At 26.1% G+C, this 17882-nt stretch carries 16 protein-coding genes and 1 riboswitch; all 16 genes read right to left on the minus strand.

All coding sequences use genetic code 11. The features are described 5' to 3' along the window. Positions 1–45: 45 nt before the first annotated feature. The 16 genes from ACQPVP_RS07640 to ACQPVP_RS07715 all read right to left on the minus strand — a co-directional run bounded on the left by ACQPVP_RS07640 (position 46) and on the right by ACQPVP_RS07715 (position 17880). Complete coding sequence (locus ACQPVP_RS07640) at positions 46–1263, minus strand: radical SAM/SPASM domain-containing protein (RefSeq protein WP_430848718.1); 1218 nt, start codon at positions 1261–1263, stop codon at positions 46–48. Further along, on the minus strand, positions 1253–2125 hold the full coding sequence (locus ACQPVP_RS07645) for a class I SAM-dependent methyltransferase (RefSeq protein ID WP_430848720.1): 873 nt from the start codon (positions 2123–2125) through the stop codon (positions 1253–1255). The genes ACQPVP_RS07640 and ACQPVP_RS07645 overlap by 11 nt, the downstream gene beginning before the upstream one ends. Before the next feature lie 16 nt (positions 2126–2141). Next, on the minus strand, positions 2142–2714 hold the full coding sequence (locus ACQPVP_RS07650) for a class I SAM-dependent methyltransferase (protein WP_430848722.1): 573 nt from the start codon (positions 2712–2714) through the stop codon (positions 2142–2144). Between the two features lie 173 nt (positions 2715–2887). Then, positions 2888–3463, minus strand: a complete 576-nt coding sequence (locus ACQPVP_RS07655) for a hypothetical protein (protein ID WP_430848724.1) — start codon at positions 3461–3463, stop codon at positions 2888–2890. Between the two features lie 185 nt (positions 3464–3648). Next, positions 3649–3843 (minus strand): hypothetical protein, encoded by a 195-nt coding sequence (locus tag ACQPVP_RS07660; protein WP_430848726.1) that lies wholly within the window; start codon positions 3841–3843, stop codon positions 3649–3651. 193 nt (positions 3844–4036) lie between these two features. Beyond that, complete coding sequence (locus ACQPVP_RS07665) at positions 4037–5107, minus strand: ABC transporter permease (RefSeq protein ID WP_430848728.1); 1071 nt, start codon at positions 5105–5107, stop codon at positions 4037–4039. Further along, a complete protein-coding gene (locus ACQPVP_RS07670; RefSeq protein ID WP_430848730.1) occupies positions 5098–6192 on the minus strand; it encodes an ABC transporter permease in 1095 nt (364 codons plus the stop codon). The genes ACQPVP_RS07665 and ACQPVP_RS07670 overlap by 10 nt, the downstream gene beginning before the upstream one ends. Before the next feature lie 10 nt (positions 6193–6202). Beyond that, positions 6203–7138, minus strand: a complete 936-nt coding sequence (locus ACQPVP_RS07675; RefSeq protein WP_430848732.1) for an ATP-binding cassette domain-containing protein — start codon at positions 7136–7138, stop codon at positions 6203–6205. Between the two features lie 84 nt (positions 7139–7222). After that, positions 7223–7867: a response regulator transcription factor gene (locus ACQPVP_RS07680; RefSeq protein ID WP_430848734.1), complete on the minus strand. Its 645-nt coding sequence runs from the start codon at positions 7865–7867 to the stop codon at positions 7223–7225. Next, entirely contained in the window at positions 7868–9019 is a 1152-nt protein-coding gene (locus ACQPVP_RS07685) for a sensor histidine kinase (RefSeq protein WP_430848736.1), read from the minus strand. Between the two features lie 157 nt (positions 9020–9176). Further along, positions 9177–10928, minus strand: a complete 1752-nt coding sequence (locus ACQPVP_RS07690) for an ABC transporter ATP-binding protein (RefSeq protein WP_430848792.1) — start codon at positions 10926–10928, stop codon at positions 9177–9179. 37 nt (positions 10929–10965) lie between these two features. Continuing rightward, complete coding sequence (locus tag ACQPVP_RS07695; RefSeq protein ID WP_430848738.1) at positions 10966–12702, minus strand: ABC transporter ATP-binding protein; 1737 nt, start codon at positions 12700–12702, stop codon at positions 10966–10968. A 530-nt stretch (positions 12703–13232) separates the two neighbouring features. Continuing rightward, positions 13233–14207: a UV DNA damage repair endonuclease UvsE gene (gene uvsE, locus ACQPVP_RS07700; protein ID WP_430848740.1), complete on the minus strand. Its 975-nt coding sequence runs from the start codon at positions 14205–14207 to the stop codon at positions 13233–13235. An 81-nt stretch (positions 14208–14288) separates the two neighbouring features. Then, the gene (gene add, locus ACQPVP_RS07705; RefSeq protein WP_430848742.1) at positions 14289–15284 is read right to left on the minus strand and encodes an adenosine deaminase; all 996 of its coding nucleotides are present in this window, start codon (positions 15282–15284) and stop codon (positions 14289–14291) included. A gap of 89 nt (positions 15285–15373) precedes the next feature. Next, positions 15374–15473, minus strand: a riboswitch (purine riboswitch). A gap of 118 nt (positions 15474–15591) precedes the next feature. Continuing rightward, positions 15592–17085, minus strand: a complete 1494-nt coding sequence (gene araA / locus ACQPVP_RS07710) for an L-arabinose isomerase (RefSeq protein ID WP_430848744.1) — start codon at positions 17083–17085, stop codon at positions 15592–15594. A 99-nt stretch (positions 17086–17184) separates the two neighbouring features. Beyond that, entirely contained in the window at positions 17185–17880 is a 696-nt protein-coding gene (locus tag ACQPVP_RS07715; RefSeq protein ID WP_430848746.1) for an L-ribulose-5-phosphate 4-epimerase, read from the minus strand. Between the last annotated feature and the right edge of the window lie 2 nt (positions 17881–17882).

The following is a 17882-nucleotide window of genomic DNA, read 5'->3' on the forward strand; positions in this document are numbered from 1 at the left end:
AACAAATTCTTAATTCCTAAATTGAATTTTTTTCACATTTTAATATCATTTTCCTTTAAGTAATCTATAATATTTAGGCAGCTCGCTTTCATTACATTTGTCACATTTCTTTGCATAGCAATAAGTCTTTGCATTTCCTGATTTCACATGCATATTATTCCATATATCTTTAATATCTTCTTTTAATAAATTTCCAAAAGCTTCAGGAACAAAATCACAAGGCATAAAGTTTCCTTTATTATCTATATATGAATGTTGAACTCCTGCACCACATCCAAACTGCTCCTTAGATTCTACATATGGAAATACTGATGTTTTAGGATATTCCTTATTATTATTAAATTCTATATGGAGGTTAATTAACTCCTTCTTTTCATTTACTGTAAATATTTCATCTTTATTTACTAATAAAGAACCACATGGTATTGGCTCTAAAATTCTAAGTTCATCAACTCCGATTTTCTTTAAGTATTTTGCAAGATTATATATCTCCTTTGTCTTTAACATTTCCTTTGTACATACAGTTTGAGCCATTGTATAAAGTCCAGCTCTCTTGCAGTTTTTTATTGCATTTATTGAATTATCGTAAGCTCCTATATAACCTCTTTTTTTATCATGATTTTCTTTATATAAACTATCTATACTTATTCCTACACCAAAAAGTCCAGCTTTTTTTAGAGATTTGGCTTTTTCCAAACTTAAAGAATAACCATTAGAAAATAAAAATGAAATACTTCTATTATCTATACTAGCTATTATTTCTTCTAAGTCTTTTCTCAGAAGTGGCTCTCCCCCTGTGAATCCTATTATCCCAACACCTAAATCCTGAAGAGATTTTACTATTTTCTTTAATTCATAACTTGTTATTTCTTCTGATTTATCATTTTTAGTCTTTATAAACCTTTTTGCACTACAATGCCAACAATTGTACATACATCTATCTGTTACAGCAATATATGTTGAAATTGGAGCTAATCTTTTTCCTATAGTATGGTTATAAAAAAATTCTCCTTTTTCTCCTGGAACTGCATCTACAATACTTTTATAAGCCTTACTATTTAATGGAGGAAGAAATGAATTAACAATAAAGTCCCCATTATGAATTATAAGCCTATCATTTTTTATTACATTCATACCACATTTTATAACATTTATAGGCTTGTAATCTTTACTCTCTTTGAATCTATTGTGAATATAAAATACATTTTTTATTACATCTTTATTTAATATTGCTTTTATAATAGGAATTGCATTACTTATCATTTTTAAAAACCCCCCAAACATATTTATGAGTAATTGTCTTTATACCATTAGTATTAAATAGATCTATCATATTATCTTTTACCTTATTAACTTCCATATTTACCATAGAATCAAATCCTGCTAAAGCTCCAGTAGATGTCACAAAGGTTGTTAACTCTTCTGAAGTATTAAACTCAAATATATGCTCTCCTGATTTCACCTTTTCCTTATAAAATTTATTTTTAGCAAACCACTTTATAAAAATTGTTTCACTTATAGGATTTGGTAATTCCTTCATTATCTTATCTACATTTCTATAACTTTTTAATACTAAACTAGGATAGATTTTTCTTATTTCTGGTAATGTACTTTTTAAATTTACTATTACAGCAAAATATCCATTTTTCTTTAGTACTCTTGATACTTCTTTAATAATCTTCTTAGGATCCTGATATTTTATTGCCCAAGCACAAACTACTATATCTAAACTATTATCATTGCTAGATTTCAAAAATGAAAGCATATCTTTTTCAATGAAGTCAGCATGGAATTTACAGTTACCTTTTGCCTCATTTAGCATCCCTTTAGATATATCTACTAATGTAAATTTAGCTTTTGAAAAATTATTATTTAAAAATCTACTATTAAAGCCTGTCCCACAAGCTAAATCAAGTATATTTATATTATCCTCTAAATTTTTAGTAGCATATTTTAAAGCAAGTTCCCTTAACATTTCTTCATTGTATTTGTGCATTTCTTTTAAAAATACTTCATCATAGTTCTTACTTACTCTAGTATAAGATTTAGCTATATCACTTAAATCAGTAAATTTATTAGTAAAAAATAGCTTACATATCTTTGCTATCCCATTTATATTTTCCATAGCGACCTCTCTATCTTTATTTATTTCCTAAATATATGTATTCGTAGTTAGATATCTTGGTTATTTCTCCATTTTTAAAATACCTATAAATTAATTCTTTCATTTCGTCTATAGAAAGCATCTTTATTCTCTCAAAGCAAAGAGTCTCAAAAATAAATATTAATTTGCCTATAAAACTATTTTTATCAAACTCATAAATTAGAATTTTTCCATCTTTCTTTAATATTCTTTTACATTCTTTCAGTGTTTCTTCTTTTTCCATTATATGATGAAATGAATCTCTCATTATAATTATATCTATAGATGAATCTTTTAATTTAATATTATTAGAGTACCCATTAATTATTTTCACTGTATTACATTTTTCTTTTGCTATCTTTGTCATATTCTTTTCTGGATCTAAAATAGTTACTTTAGATCCCAAAGATATAAGTTCTCTTGCTAATGTTCCTGTTCCTCCACCAATATCTAGAATTTCTAATCCTGAGAAGTTGTTTAAAATACTTATTATTATTTCATTTTTGTCTAATCTAAACTTTTTCATAAATTTATCATATTGCTTACTATAATATTTAAATAAATAACTCATATATTCTCCTAAATTCCTTGTAACTTATATAATTATTCTATCAAAGATTTTTTACAAATTTTAAATATATTTCTTAATTTTTTCTAAATTTTATCAATCTTTAAAATAAAAGGACAGCCTCTTTTTTATAAATTTAGAGGTTGTCCTTTTCTGCTATTAATTTTCTTTGCCCATTATATATACTTATTTATACTACTTGTTACTTTTCTATTATGTATTCTATTTATAACATCCATATTCATAGTTTCAGATGCATTTTTAAAACATGGTATATGTTCTATGTCAGATTGAAATATCACTTTAAATATAAACATATGTATTTCCTTTATCTGCTCAGTATTTAACCCCTTACACTCTTGAATAATTGATATCACTATTTCTTGAATATACTTTGATATTTTCCTATCATTTTCTAAGATTTCTTCCTCTGTATATTTAGTTTTTCTATCTTCCCTAAATTTTTCACATTTTAACATTTTCTCATGAAAATGAAAATTTTCCATAAACTTATATTTAACTTCTTCTAATACCTTCTCCTCAGCCTTTTCTACTATTCTCTCTTTTAGAGCAGGAATATTATGAATATACGGATAAAATACATCTTTTACATGATTTTCATGTAATTTTACTATATCCTCATTACTTAGATTTTCTGTATATTTATGAGCTTTTTCAAAAAGCTTTTTCATTTTCTCTTCAATACTTTTCTTTATATCTCCAATATACTCTTCTCCTTTAATATCACACATAAAAAAATCCCCCACCTTTTAATATTACATTTACAATAATATACCATTGGTGGAAATTCTTCAAATTTTATTCATTAATTATAGTAATAAATTCTTAACTTATATTACTTTTATAAATACTTAAATTTAAAAGTAAAAATAACTATTAAACTTAAAAGTGGTGAAATATTAAATTTCACCACTTTCTATTTATATAAATTATCTTCTATTATTCTATTTGCAATAATACCTATATTTACTTCTCTAGTATCCATATAAACATCTATAATTCTATCTACAAGGGTAACTTCAACGTATTCTACTTGCTTTCCATCTTCATCTTTATAGGTTATTATATCATAAGTTATAATCTCATCTTTAAGTGCCTTCTTAGAAATCATATAAATCCTCCATAAGTTTAATTATTTATATTTTATCAAATACTATTAATTATGTCTATTTAATAGAAAAAACTATAAACTCAAAATCAAATAGGAATATTTGAAATACAATTTGTACCTAATAATTTTGATTTATATGTCAGTGATTTGGAGCGAAGGGACGGAAGAAGTAATATAATATTTATATCCTTTTTTATTCTTTTACATAATCTCTTAATCTAAAGCTTCCAGCTGTAAAGAAAACTGCTGACATTAAAACTAGTACTGTAATTGGTGCTAAAATTTGCCCCTCATTAACTATTTTTTCTATCCATGAAAAAGGTGATATTACACTTAAATAAACTATAACCTCTGGTACATTTGTAAATTCATTTAGGATATTTCCAAATATTCCAAGTCCGAATGATAATAATCCAAAGATAACTACTGATAAACTAGCTATTGTTTGATTCTTTAACCATCTTATAGCTACTATTATTATAGATGTGGTTATTAAACTACATAAGGTTATTGAAAGAATTCCTTGTCCTAAATTATAATTTTCTATATTAAATATTTTAATTGCTAAAAATAAAGTTATTACACTCATTATACTTTGTAGAATAAAACTAGATAAATATAACGATCCTAAAATGGTTTTATCAGAGTTTCCAGTTGCTATTGTTCTTTTTAAAACCTTTTGAGCTTTAAGTTTAATTATATCATCTGTAAATATAGATCCACCTATCATCATAAAGTAGCATATCATAAGAACTGTCATATAATAATCCGAGTTATTTTTTTCATATTTATCAAATATTACTGCTTCAACTGAATTTGTACTAAGACCTGTATTTATATTTTCTTCAAGTGATTTATTTATATTATCAGTAATTATATTTTCGGCTATAATTGACCCCATTCCTGATTCTACGCTATAGCGCATTACTTTAGGTACATTACCACTATCTATACTAGTATGAAATTTTTCATCAAAAACATAGATAACAGCTATTTTCTTATCTCTTAAATTATCGTAACTATCTTCTATATTTCCTTCTAAATTTTCTATTTCATATTGTTCAGATAAAGAATCTATTATTTCTTTTGAATATTTACTTGATGATTTATCTAATATTCCTATTTTCCCCAGAGAACTTCCACTAGAACTTGGTCCTACTACTCCAAATAAAACAATCATAGGAAGAAGTAATGTCATTAAAAAAATTGCTGGATTTTTTAATGTTCTTCTTAAATTTATAATGGTTAATCTTATTAAGCGCATTTCCTTCCCTCCCTTGATAATGCTACCTTTATATTTGCAATTGCAAATAGTACTAATGAAAAAATTATTATAAATGTTAAATCTCCAATATTGCTGTTAAAATTTCCATTTAGGTTATATACATTAAATAGCTTTGTAATATAGTGAGTTGGAGCTAAAACCTTTAGGGCATTACCTTCTCCAGTAAATGCCTCCATTCCTATTATAGGAAGTGTAAAAATTAATCCGCCAACAACCTTACCGTAAATAGGTCCAAATAGTTCATATACAAATTTACTCATAGAAACTATTAGCATAGCTGAAAGTAATATCAACATAATTAACTGAAATATACTTCCTGTAAAACTAATTCCTGCAATTCTAAAGAAAAATACATAACCTGAAACTATAATTGATGAATATATTAACATTGCAAAGGTGTCATAGTAAAAATATTGAATTTTACTTATTGGTGTAGATGAAACTCTTTTATCAATATTTCTACTAACTTCAGCATAATTGGATTGAATAAGTGAAAATATTAGCATACTAATAACAAAAGCAATCATTGATGCTGATAACACTTCATATTTATTAGAAGTTTTACTAACATTTATATTTACATTTTCAATTATAGATTTTCCAGTAATATTATTTAAATCTTCTATGGAACCACCTGATAAATTTATATAAAGTTCTTGATGATACTTATCTAAAATAGTTTTTAGAGTATTTGTTGAATTAATAAACCCATCTTCTAATTTATTTATACTAATTTCGTTCTTTTTTAAAGATACAATACTTTCTTCATATCCTTTAGGAATAACTATTTCTACATTTACTTTCTCAGAATTTACTTCAATTAACTCTTTCATATCACTACTATTTAAAAAGGAAATTAGATTTTTAGACATATTACTATTATCATTATCTATTATTGATATTTTTAAAGTACTTAGCTTTAAAGGATTATCCTGAAGTGAATTTTGGAAGAATCCCATAAAACCTGCAAGTAAAATAGGAAATAATATAAAATATATAACTGTAACAGCTGCATTTGATACCATAGCTTTTAAAGTAGTTTTTGTATAATAAAGTAATTTCATATAACCCCTCCTAATCTCTTAAAGTTTTTCCGGTTAAGGATAGGAATACATCTTCTAATTTTGCTTCATCATAGCTTATCTTTTTAATATTAATACCATATTCTTCAATTATGGTTAGCACATTATTAAGTTTAAAGTTTGAATCTATAGTTAAAATAATAGTTTCATCTTTTTCCTTAACATTTATAATACCTTTTACTTTTTCTATATTTAAGATTAATTCTGCACTTATATCTTTTGCTTCTATAGTTACTTTATTATTTGGGAAAACTGAAGCCTTAATTTCATCTTTAGTACCATATGCAATTTCTTTTCCTAAATCGATTATAAAAACTCTCTTACAAAGCTCTTCAACCTCTTCCATGTAGTGGGATGTATAAATTACTGTTGTTCCCCACTCTTTGCAAATATTCTTAGTAAAGTTAAATATATGATTTCTAGATTGAGGGTCTACACCAACTGTTGGCTCATCCATTATTAATACTTTAGGATGATGCATAATAGATGCTGCTATATTTAATCTTCTCTTCATTCCACCGGAGAACTTTTTCACCTTTTCTTTTTTCTTTTCTACAAGTCCAGTAACTTCAAGGGCTTCACTTATTCTTTCTTTTAGTTTCTTTCCTTTTAATCCGTATAAAGCTCCAAAAAATTCAAGATTATCATAGGCTGTTAGTTCTTCCATTAATGAAATATCTTGAGGTACATATCCTATACATTCTTTTGCTTTTATTGACTCTTTTAAAATATCATATCCACAAATTTTAATAGTTCCACTATCTGGTGTTAAGAGGCTTGTCATTATATTAATTAAAGTTGATTTTCCTGCTCCATTTGGCCCTATAAATCCAAAAATTTCTCCTTTATTGACCTCATAACTTACATTATCTAATACTAACTTATCATTAAATCTTTTCGTAACATTTTTAACTTCTATAATACTCATAAAAAGACCTCCTAATATATCTTAATTCTATAATAAGATAATACTAGGAGGCTTGCTATTACTGTAAGTCACTACAGAAATGACTTAAGTCACTATTCCATTTTTAAAAGCAAAAATTGCAATTTGTGTTCTATCCCTAAGACTTAACTTTGATAGTATGTTAGTAATATTATTTTTTATTGTTCCTTCAGATAGATATATTTTTTCAGAAATTTCTTTATTACTTAATCCTTCTGCAATATATTTTATTATTTTAAGCTCTTTATCTGAAAATTTGTATTTTTCTAATTCACCATATTTTAATCCTTCACTACTTTTAGTTAGAATTTTACTTGCAACTTCAGGATGAACAACCATATTTCCCATATAGGCGGCTTTTATTCCTTCATAAATAACTTGATGAGAACTATCTTTTAACATATATCCAAAAGCTCCATAACTTAATGCATCTTGAATATATTCCTTATCATTGAAGGTAGTTAATATAATTACCTTAATTTTAATAAACTGCTCCTTTATTAACCTTGTACCCATAACTCCATCACAATCTTTCATTCTTATATCCATAAGAACAATATCTATATCTTTAGTCTTACATAGTTCTAGAGCTTTATATCCATTTTCTGCAGTATCTACTACTTCAATATCATCAAAAGTAGAAAGCATAAGCTTTAATCCTTCTCTTATTAACTTTTCATCATCAACAATTAATATTTTTATCTTTTCCACTTATATCTCCCTTTCTCTAGGAACTACAACCTTAACAAAAAATCCATTTCCTATTTCAGAACTAATATCTACTATTCCTTCTATTTCTTCTGCTCTTTCTCTTATATTTTTCAGTCCAAAACCGCTTTCTTTTATAATATCAGTACCAACTCCATTATCTTTAAATGAAATAACAAAATCATTTTCTGTAAAGTTCATTATTACCCTTATCTTTTTTCCCTTTCCATGTCTTAATGAATTAGACAAAACTTCTTGGGCTATTCTATATAAGTGAGTACTTTGCTTTGTAGATAATGTCCAGCTTCCTTTACAGACTATAGTATCTACTTTTATTCCAGACATTTTTTCAAAGTTCTTACATAAATCTTGTATTCTAACTATTCCTCTATAATTATCATACTCATCAGATTTAAGTTCCTTCACTGCCCTTTTTACATCTTTAAAGCTATCATTTATAAAGCTTCTTAAGTTTATAATCATATTTTTTAAAGTATTATCTCCCTTTGATGCCAATACTTCCATAGCAGATAATTGAATCATTGCTGTAGATAATGCATGTCCAACACTATCATGAATTTCTCTTGAAATCCTATTTCTTTCTTTTACTATAGTTAATTCCTCTATAGATGATAAATACTCCTCAAGTTTGTTATTGGCTTCAATTAAGTTTTCTTCAGAAATCCTAAGTTTATCATATAATCTTTGAGCTTCCTTTTTTGTATTATTAAGCCTTGATATATAGTTTAATAACATAGAAAAAATAATTATAATTCCTAAATTTAAAAACCCTTCTTCTATACTTCCATTAAACTTTATATATATAGATACTAAATATATTATTGGTAAAAATACATACCTTATATTTTTTCTGTTAAGTGAAATAACATCTATAGTCACACCTACTAGATAAAATAGTATATTCCCTCCAAAATTTAGACATGCCAAATAGGATATTATTATTTCTAAAGTTATAGAAATTAAATTTGCTCTATAATTTTTAAAGAAAAAAATTCTAAGATTATTGTTTATTATAAATAGTAAAATAAATATTACACTGCTAATTCCACTATTTTTTTCTTTAACAAAAATCTCAAATATTAAGATAATAAATGATACATACCTTATTAATAATAGTTCCTTACTTTTTCTCATAGTTTTCTCCAATTTCTTATTATAAAATAATAATACAATAAACTTTATCTTTATTGAATAGTTATATTTTTATAAAAAGTAAAAGCACTTCAATATTGCTTTGAAGTGCCTTATTTATAATAATCTATTAATAATTAATATAAATAAAAATATATAATTATGCCCCTTCACTTAAAAACTTATATTGAGCCATATATAGGTCATAGTAACTGCCTTTATTTTTTAATAGTTCATTATGATTTCCTACTTCTTCAATTTTACCATCATTTATAACCATAATTTTATCACAATCTCTTATTGTAGATAACCTATGTGCTACTACAAATGACGTTCTTCCATGAAGTAATTTTTCTATACCATCTTGTACTAATTTTTCTGTTTCTGTATCTATATTAGATGTAGCCTCATCTAATATTAATATTCTAGGATTTGCAAGTAATGCTCTGGCAAAGGATACTAATTGTCTTTGTCCTAAAGATAATCTTGTTCCTCTTTCATTTACTTCAGTATTATAACCATTTTCTAATTTCATAATAAATTTATGGGCATTAACTGCCTTTGCAGCATTAATTACTTCTTCATCTGTTGCATCTAATCTTCCGTATCTTATGTTTTCCATTATAGTGGTAGAAAATAGAAATGTATCTTGAAGCATTATTCCCATTTGACTTCTTAGTGATTCTAATTCTACATATTTTATATCTTTTCCATCTACTAATACTTCTCCTGATGTTGGATCATAAAATCTACTTAATAAAGATACTATAGTTGTCTTACCTGCCCCTGTTGCTCCAACTAAAGCTATTTTTTCTCCTTTATTAACTTTAAAGCTTACATCTTTAAGAACCTTAGAATTTTCATCATAAGAAAAGTCTACATTTTTAAATTCTACAAAGCCTTTAATTTTACCTATTTTATTTGCATTCTCTGTATTTTTTATAATTGGCTTTATATCTAAAATATCAAATATTCTATCTGCAGCTGAAAAATTTGTTATTAAAGTGTTATAGAAACTTGAAAGATTCATAATAGGTCTCCAAAACATTCCTACATACATTGAGAAGGCTATTAATGTTCCTATTTTTATTTCATTATTTATAACTAATCTATATCCAACTGCAAATACTACTAAGGTACCAATTCCCCAAGATAATTCTACAAGAGGCCAAAAGAAATCATTTAGCATAACAGCTTTTGTAAAAGAATCACTTAATTCTTTTACCATTGATTTAAAATTCTTTTCAGTACCTTCTTCTTTAGCAAAACCTTGTACTATTTTTATACCTGAAAAATCTTCATGAGTAAAACCATTTAAATTTGATCTTTTATTTCTATAAACTTCCCATTTTCTTCTTGAATATATTTCAATACAAAACATAGCTATTCCTAATAAAGGTAATAAAGCTATACAAGCTAACGCTAGCTTAAAATTAAGAATAAACATAATAATAGCAACGCATAAAAGATTTAATAATTGTGGTATAAGTGCTTGGATACTTTGAGAAAATAAATTTTTTAATGCGTTAACATCCGAAACCACTCTTGAAAGTATTTTTCCAACTGGTCTACCATCAAAAAAGTCAAAAGATAAATATTGTATATGGCTATATAATTCATGTCTTATATTTACTAAAATATTATTAGTTATAGATGTTATCATCGTCCATCTAATTTTAGATAGAACCCACGCAATTAAATTTAATACAATTAAGGCTACTCCTATAATAAATAATCCTTTTATATCTTTATTTACTACATAGTTATCTATTGCTACTTCTAAAAGTAGGGGATTAACTATTCCAGAAATCATAACAAATATCATTAATAAAATAACTATAAAAGATTTTAATTTATATGGTTTAAGATACTCTAATAGTTTTAATGTTATTTCGCTTTTACTTCTTCTCATTACTTCTTCATCTTTTTTTATTGAATTATTCTCCAAATTAAACTACCTCCTCTTCTAATTCGTTAAAATCTTTAAATTGATTACAATAAATATCAAAATACTTTCCTTTAAGCTTTAATAACTCTTCATGAGTTCCTTTTTCTTTTATTTCTCCATTTTCTAAATAAACTATTACATCAGCATTTTTTACCGCTGATATTCTATGAGCAATAATAAAGGTTGTACTGTTTTCTTCTCTTTTTGATAGATTTTTTAACAATCTATGTTCTGTCTCCATATCTAAAGCAGATGTTGCATCATCTAATATTAATATTTTTGATTTTCTTACTAGAGCTCTAGTAATTGATATTCTTTGTTTTTGTCCTCCAGATAAACCTATTCCTCTTTCACCTATTTCTGTATATAATCCTTCATCTAGCTCTTCTATAAAATCTAAAGCACATGCTAGTGAAGCTGCTTCTTTAACCTCTTCATAATCTGCATTTTCATTACTAAATTTTATATTATTTATTATTGAATCTGAAAAAAGAAATGTATCTTGAGGAACAATAGACATATTTTTTCTTAAAAAGTCTAAATCATAATCCTTTATATCAACATTATCTATTTTTATACTTCCATTAGCTAAATCGTAATATCTTCCTATTAAATTAATTAATGTTGATTTACCTGAACCTGTAGTTCCCATCAATGCAACTGTACTTCCTTCTTTTATATCTAAATTAATATTCTTTAAAACATATTCATCATTATATTTGAAACTAACATTATCAAATACTATATTACCTTCAATTGAATCATTTCTATAACATTCTTTTTTACTTTTAATTTCAGGCTCTCTATCCATTATTTCAAATATTTTTTTAGCTGAAGCACTATTTCTTGAAAGTAAATCTATTAATTCACCTAAGGATCTCATTGGCCAAATCAAGTTCCAGATATATCCACTAAAAGCTACTAAAACTCCGATCGTAATTTCATCATTCATAACAAGAAATCCACCTAAAACTATCATTATTACTAATGATACATTTGTTAGAAATTCTATTGGTGGAAAATAATCTCCTATTATTTTTGCTTGCTTCATATTTAAATCATAATAAGTTCTATTCATTTTTAGAAATTTATTTATTTCATATTTTTCTCTTGAAAATGCTTTTACTAATCTAACTCCTGCTATATTTTCTTGTGCAGTGGTATTAATTTCAGCTGTTTGGTCACTTATTTCTTCATATGATTTTCCAAATTTACTTTCTAACTTTATAGCTATAAATCCTATTGGAATCATTATAATAAAACAAGCCAAAGCTAATTCAAAATTTAATTTAAATAGAATAACTGTAGAAACAACAAAATATATTATATTTTCTATAAATAATCTAAGTCCAAAACCTATTGTTTGCCATATATTTTCTACATCTTCTCCTATTCTAGACATTAATTCTCCAGTATTCATGTTATCAAAATATTTAAATTCTAGCTTCTGAATATGATTAAAAAGATCATTTTTAATATCTTGGTGTACTTTTACACTTAAAATATCATAAAGAAACTCTTTACCATATCCAAGGATAGATTTTGTTATTGTAATAATTAAAATACCTATTAAAACTTTAATTATTATGCTATTGTTACCTGCTATGACCCCATCATCTATAAATATTTGTTGCAAGTAAGGCATAAATAAATCAACCCCAATTACTGCAAGCATAGATAATGTTCCAATTATTAGTAGTACTTTGTATTTTGAAACATATTTAAGTATTCTAGTCATAATTTTTCCCCCTTAAGTTATAATTTTTTTTGTTTACTTAGTTTTTACACATCCTTCTCTTCCTTTCTTAAAAATAAAAAAGGCCAAAGTTATCCTTAGCCTTTTTTACTTAATTTAAATAAAATAAAAAAGCCAGAGTAAATAACCCTTGGCCCTAATTATCTATTCAAAGTTATATTCCTAGAAATTTAAAGAATATATACTTTTATAAAGTAATTTTGTATAAATTATTTAACAAACAAATTTACACAATGAGATAGGATTACTAATATTTTTAATATCATATTTATTTTTATTATTTTTTACTAATAGATTCAAATTGACTATAATATTTAACATTTTCCTACCTCCTTTTAACTTTAATACTTTACCAGTATATTCCTAAAGATAACTTTTGTCAATATATTTTTTGTTAATTAAATACTTTTTTGTTATTAAATTTAAGCTATTTACTAATACCTTCTAGTGCTGATAAATGTATATTTCATAATAGGTGCTAATAAAAACAGTAAAAGTAATTTTTACTGTTTTTATACTATAAATGAACTTTTATCTATCCACTTATAATTTTTATTAATACTTTTTATATCATCGACTAACTTAAACAAGGCAACATCTTTTTCTTTACATTCTAGCATTATATCTATATCCTTATTAAACTCCTTTAAAACTTCAATAAAGTTTATAAAATCTATGGGATTTATAAAGTCAGCATGCTTTTTATCCACTTTATCAATTAAGCTCGTATCTTTCGGAGAAGAAAAATGCATTTTAGGTGGTAATTTTTCATTATTCCAAGTACATAATATATCTTCTAAAATATCTGATATATCATCACAACTATTATTACAATTATGGTGATGAATATCTAATACCATTGGAATATTCAAAGTTTTACATAACATTAAAGTTTCTCTAGCTGTATATGTTTTATCATCATTTTCTATAATTATTCTATCTTTAATACTCTTAGGAAACTTATTAAAATTTTGAATAAACCTTTCAATTGCAACTTCTTTTCCGCCAGTTGCTCCACCTATATGAATTACCATCTTTCCATCCTTATAATTCATATCTTCAAACCATTCTATTTGTCTACTTAAATTAATAATTGTATTTTCTACGACTTTAGGATTACTACTATTTATAACATTAAATTCATCTGGATGAGTATCCACTCTCATATTAGACTCATTGATAAGCTTTCCTACATACTCAAAATCCTTCTTTAAAAATTCTCTATGGCCCCAATATCCAACCTCTGGATGAGTCACTAATGGGATTAGGGCAGATGTTATTCTATAAAAATGTATATTATTTTTAATGTTATACTTTATTATATCTTGAAGAGAAACTAAATTAGACAATGCAACAGTCCTTAGTTTTTCTAATTTTTTCTCTTCAGATAAAATCTTTTTGTAATTTGCAAAGGTAACTGTACTAGAGCTTGTTACCTTTTTTCCTAAAACATTTGAAATAGCAACATATCCAAGTCTTATCTTCATAAATAATCTCCAATCTTTTACTTTCTTAAGACTTAGTATATCCTACTAAATAAACTATAAATCATTAATTGTAATTTTAAATTACTTAATATATCCAAGTAATTTTTCTTTTCTTTCTTCAGTACAAAAAGAAGCTTTTACACTATTAATATAAATTTGTTTATATTCGTCTAAATTAATATCAAATGTATTTATTATATTATTAGTTTCTTCATTTAGAGATATATTAGAAACTGTTCTATTATCGGTACTTATAGTTACTTTTATATCATCTTTATGATAATTATATATAGGGTGATTATTATAATCATTCACTGCCTTTGTATCAATATTACTCTTTGGACACATCTCTAATGTAATTCCATTTTCTTTTACTAAATTATATGCATCTTCATCATTATAAATAAATACTCCATGTCCTATTCTTTCAGCACCTAGCAAGCTTACAGCATCTCCTACATTCTTTCCAAAACCAGTTTCACCAGCATGAATTGTAATTCTAAAGCCTTTTTCCTTTGCTAATTTCATAGCATCAATATATTCATGTGCAAAGCCTTCTTTTTCAGTTGCTGCTAGATCTATCGCAACAACACCTTTTCCAATAAATTTTGAACCAGCTTCTATAGAATCATATACATGCTCTAATTCTAAGCCTCTTATACAAGAAATTATTACATTTCCATTAATATCATAATCTTTTTCTGCATCTTTAATTCCTTCTATTACACTTTCAATAATTTCTTCTAAAGATAATCCATTTTTTATATGGAAAATTGGAGCAAACCTTACTTCTATATACTTAATATTTTCTTTTGATGCATCTTCTAATAATTCATAAGCCGCTCTTCTTAAATTCGCTTTGCTTTGTAATACCATGTTTGGCAAATCAAATTTCTCTAAATATTCATCTAAAGAACTACACTTTTCTTCAACTGCTAATAATTTTTTTACATAATCATACTCATAGCTTTCTAATTTTATATTTTCTTTTTTAGCAAGTTCTATAACTGTTTCAACTCTTAAACTACCATCTAAATGACAGTGTAACTCGATTTTAGGTAATTTTCTAATATCCATTTTTACCACTCCTTGTCTGTAAAATATTATATTAAGCATGTCTATTGATTTTAAAAAAGTATAAAAAAAATTCCTAACCACGAAGAAATCACAATAAATGATTTCCTCGTAATCAAGAATTATAGGTTCTTGGTAGAGACCCCTAAACCATATTATTAGGGTTATACGAAGTATTTACTATACACATATTTAAATTATATTTAGTTTATCATAATTATTTATTAAGTCAATATAATTTTAAATAATTATAATAATAAAATTCATTGATATTATTTTATATATATTTTTTAAATTATATTATTTCTCCTCATTTATTTAACATCCAATAGATACTATTCCATTTCAATTCATTTGAAAAATTTCTTATATTAGTGTTTTTGCCTATAACAACTGCTTCTAATCCGTACATATCTGCAAGATCACATAATTGTTCTGCATCAACTACATATGAGAATGAAGTATGGTGTGCTCCACCAGCTAATATCCAGGCTTGTGCCCCAACTTTTAATGATGGTTCCGGAGTCCATAATACTCTTGCAACAGGAAGGTTTGGTAAATCTTTTTCTACTTCTTTACCATTAACTTCATTTATTATTAATCTCATTCTTCCGCCTAAATCTACTAAAGATGCACAAACAGCACCTCCTACTTGTCCATTAAATATTAATCTAGCTGGATCATTTTTATCCCCAATTGATAGAGGCTTTACATCTATTCTTGGTCTATCTGTAGCGACAGTTGGACAAACTTCTAACATATGAGATCCTAATATCATTTCATTTCCTGGTTCAAAGTTGTATGTGTAATCTTCCATAAATGAAGTTCCAACATTATTTGACATTATCTTCATAAGTCGTACTAAACCTGCTGTTTTCCAATCTCCTTCTCCACCAAATCCATATCCATCTTCCATAAGTCTTTGTACAGCAAGACCTGGTAACTGCTCCATTCCATGTAACACTTGGAAGTTAGTTGTGAAAGCTGTATAATCTCCTTTTTCTAAGAATCTTCTTAAAGCAATTTCTACCTTTGCTTGATATTTTATAGAGTCTCTAACACTTCCTTCTATTTGTCCAGCTTCACAAATTTCATACTTTTCTTCATAAATCTTCATTAAAGATTCTACTTCTTCACTAGTTACTTTTTGGACTTCTTCAACTAAATCACCAATACCAAACGCATCACAAGTCCATCCAAGTTTTATCGCAACTTCAACTTTATCCCCCTCTGTAACTGCAACATCTCTCATATTATCATCGAATCTAGCAATTTTTATATTAAAGCCTTCAACATATCCTGTAGCAACACTCATCCATTTATTAATATCCTTATGAACCTCTGCATCTTCCCAATGTCCAACAACAATTTTTCTCTTATTTCCCATCCTTGCATTTATAAAACCAAACTCTCTATCTCCATGAGCAGATTGATTTAAATTCATAAAATCCATGTCCATAGTTTCCCATGGAATGTCTCTGTTAAACTGTGTATGGAAGTGTAATTGAGGCTTATTTAATATAGATAGTCCTCTAATCCACATTTTAGCTGGTGAAAATGTATGCATCCAAGTAATTATACCCGCACAATTTTTATCATTGTTTGCATCATTACAAACATCAAATATTTCCTTTGAATTTCTAACTGTTGGTTTGTGTATAATAGTATATTTTATATTTTCTTTACTATTTAATCCTTCAACTATTTTTTGTGAATCTATCGAAACTTGCTTTAATGTTTCCTCCCCATATAAATCTTGACTTCCTGTTACAAACCAGAAGTTATATTCTTTAACCTTTAACATAGTTTATTCCTCCTCATAATTTTCTCTTTTAAAATATATCTATACCATCAAAATATTGTTTTTATAATATATACTTAATTGATAATATCCTTACAATAATTAACTTTGTCCATAGTAAGCATTTTTACCATGTTTTCTAAAATAATGCTTGTCCTGAAGCTCATGATCAATATGATTTATATCTGAATTTAAATTTTCTGTTAGAAGTGCCATTTTTGAAATTTCTTCTAAAACTACTGCATTTGAGACAGCTTCATCTGGAGTTTCCCCCCAAGAAAATGGGCCATGACTTCCAACTATTATCCCTGGAACACTTAAAATATCTATATTTCTACTTTCTAAGGTTTCAACGATTACAAAGCCTGTATTCCTTTCATATTCAGTTTTTATTTCTTCATTTGTTAATTTTCTAGTGCATGGTACTGGCCCATAAAATGTATCAGCATGAGTTGTTCCATATGAAGGAATATCTCTTTTTGCTTGAGCCCATGATGTAGCAAATGTTGAATGAGTATGAACTATCCCCCCTAAATTATGATACTTTTTATAAAGTTCAATATGAGTAATTGTATCTGATGATGGTCTTAACTTTCCTTCAACTATATTTCCTTCTAAGTCAACAACTACCATATCTTCTTCATTCATACTTTCGTAGCTTACCCCACTAGGTTTAATTACAATTAGTCCTTTTTCTCTATCAATTCCACTAACATTCCCCCAAGTTAATAAAACTAGATTATTTTTAACTAATGCTATATTAGCTTCAAAAACTTCTTTTTTTAACTTTTCTAACATCT

The organism is Clostridium nigeriense, assembly GCF_050585265.1.
GTDB classification, from domain to species: domain Bacteria; phylum Bacillota; class Clostridia; order Clostridiales; family Clostridiaceae; genus Clostridium; species Clostridium nigeriense_B.

Excerpts from the sequence above, each read along its gene's own strand:
- ACQPVP_RS07640 (WP_430848718.1), bottom strand. The coding sequence starts at position 1,263 with ATGATAAGTAATGCAATTCCTATTATAAAAGCAATATTAAATAAAGAT.
- ACQPVP_RS07645 (WP_430848720.1), bottom strand. The coding sequence starts at position 2,125 with ATGGAAAATATAAATGGGATAGCAAAGATATGTAAGCTATTTTTTACT.
- ACQPVP_RS07650 (WP_430848722.1), bottom strand. The coding sequence starts at position 2,714 with ATGAGTTATTTATTTAAATATTATAGTAAGCAATATGATAAATTTATG.
- ACQPVP_RS07655 (WP_430848724.1), bottom strand. The coding sequence starts at position 3,463 with ATGTGTGATATTAAAGGAGAAGAGTATATTGGAGATATAAAGAAAAGT.
- ACQPVP_RS07660 (WP_430848726.1), bottom strand. The coding sequence starts at position 3,843 with ATGATTTCTAAGAAGGCACTTAAAGATGAGATTATAACTTATGATATA.
- ACQPVP_RS07665 (WP_430848728.1), bottom strand. The coding sequence starts at position 5,107 with ATGCGCTTAATAAGATTAACCATTATAAATTTAAGAAGAACATTAAAA.
- ACQPVP_RS07670 (WP_430848730.1), bottom strand. The coding sequence starts at position 6,192 with ATGAAATTACTTTATTATACAAAAACTACTTTAAAAGCTATGGTATCA.
- ACQPVP_RS07675 (WP_430848732.1), bottom strand. The coding sequence starts at position 7,138 with ATGAGTATTATAGAAGTTAAAAATGTTACGAAAAGATTTAATGATAAG.
- ACQPVP_RS07685 (WP_430848736.1), bottom strand. The coding sequence starts at position 9,019 with ATGAGAAAAAGTAAGGAACTATTATTAATAAGGTATGTATCATTTATT.
- ACQPVP_RS07690 (WP_430848792.1), bottom strand. The coding sequence starts at position 10,928 with ATGAGAAGAAGTAAAAGCGAAATAACATTAAAACTATTAGAGTATCTT.
- ACQPVP_RS07695 (WP_430848738.1), bottom strand. The coding sequence starts at position 12,702 with ATGACTAGAATACTTAAATATGTTTCAAAATACAAAGTACTACTAATA.
- uvsE (WP_430848740.1), bottom strand. The coding sequence starts at position 14,207 with ATGAAGATAAGACTTGGATATGTTGCTATTTCAAATGTTTTAGGAAAA.
- add (WP_430848742.1), bottom strand. The coding sequence starts at position 15,284 with ATGGATATTAGAAAATTACCTAAAATCGAGTTACACTGTCATTTAGAT.
- araA (WP_430848744.1), bottom strand. The coding sequence starts at position 17,085 with ATGTTAAAGGTTAAAGAATATAACTTCTGGTTTGTAACAGGAAGTCAA.
- ACQPVP_RS07715 (WP_430848746.1), bottom strand. The coding sequence starts at position 17,880 with ATGTTAGAAAAGTTAAAAAAAGAAGTTTTTGAAGCTAATATAGCATTA.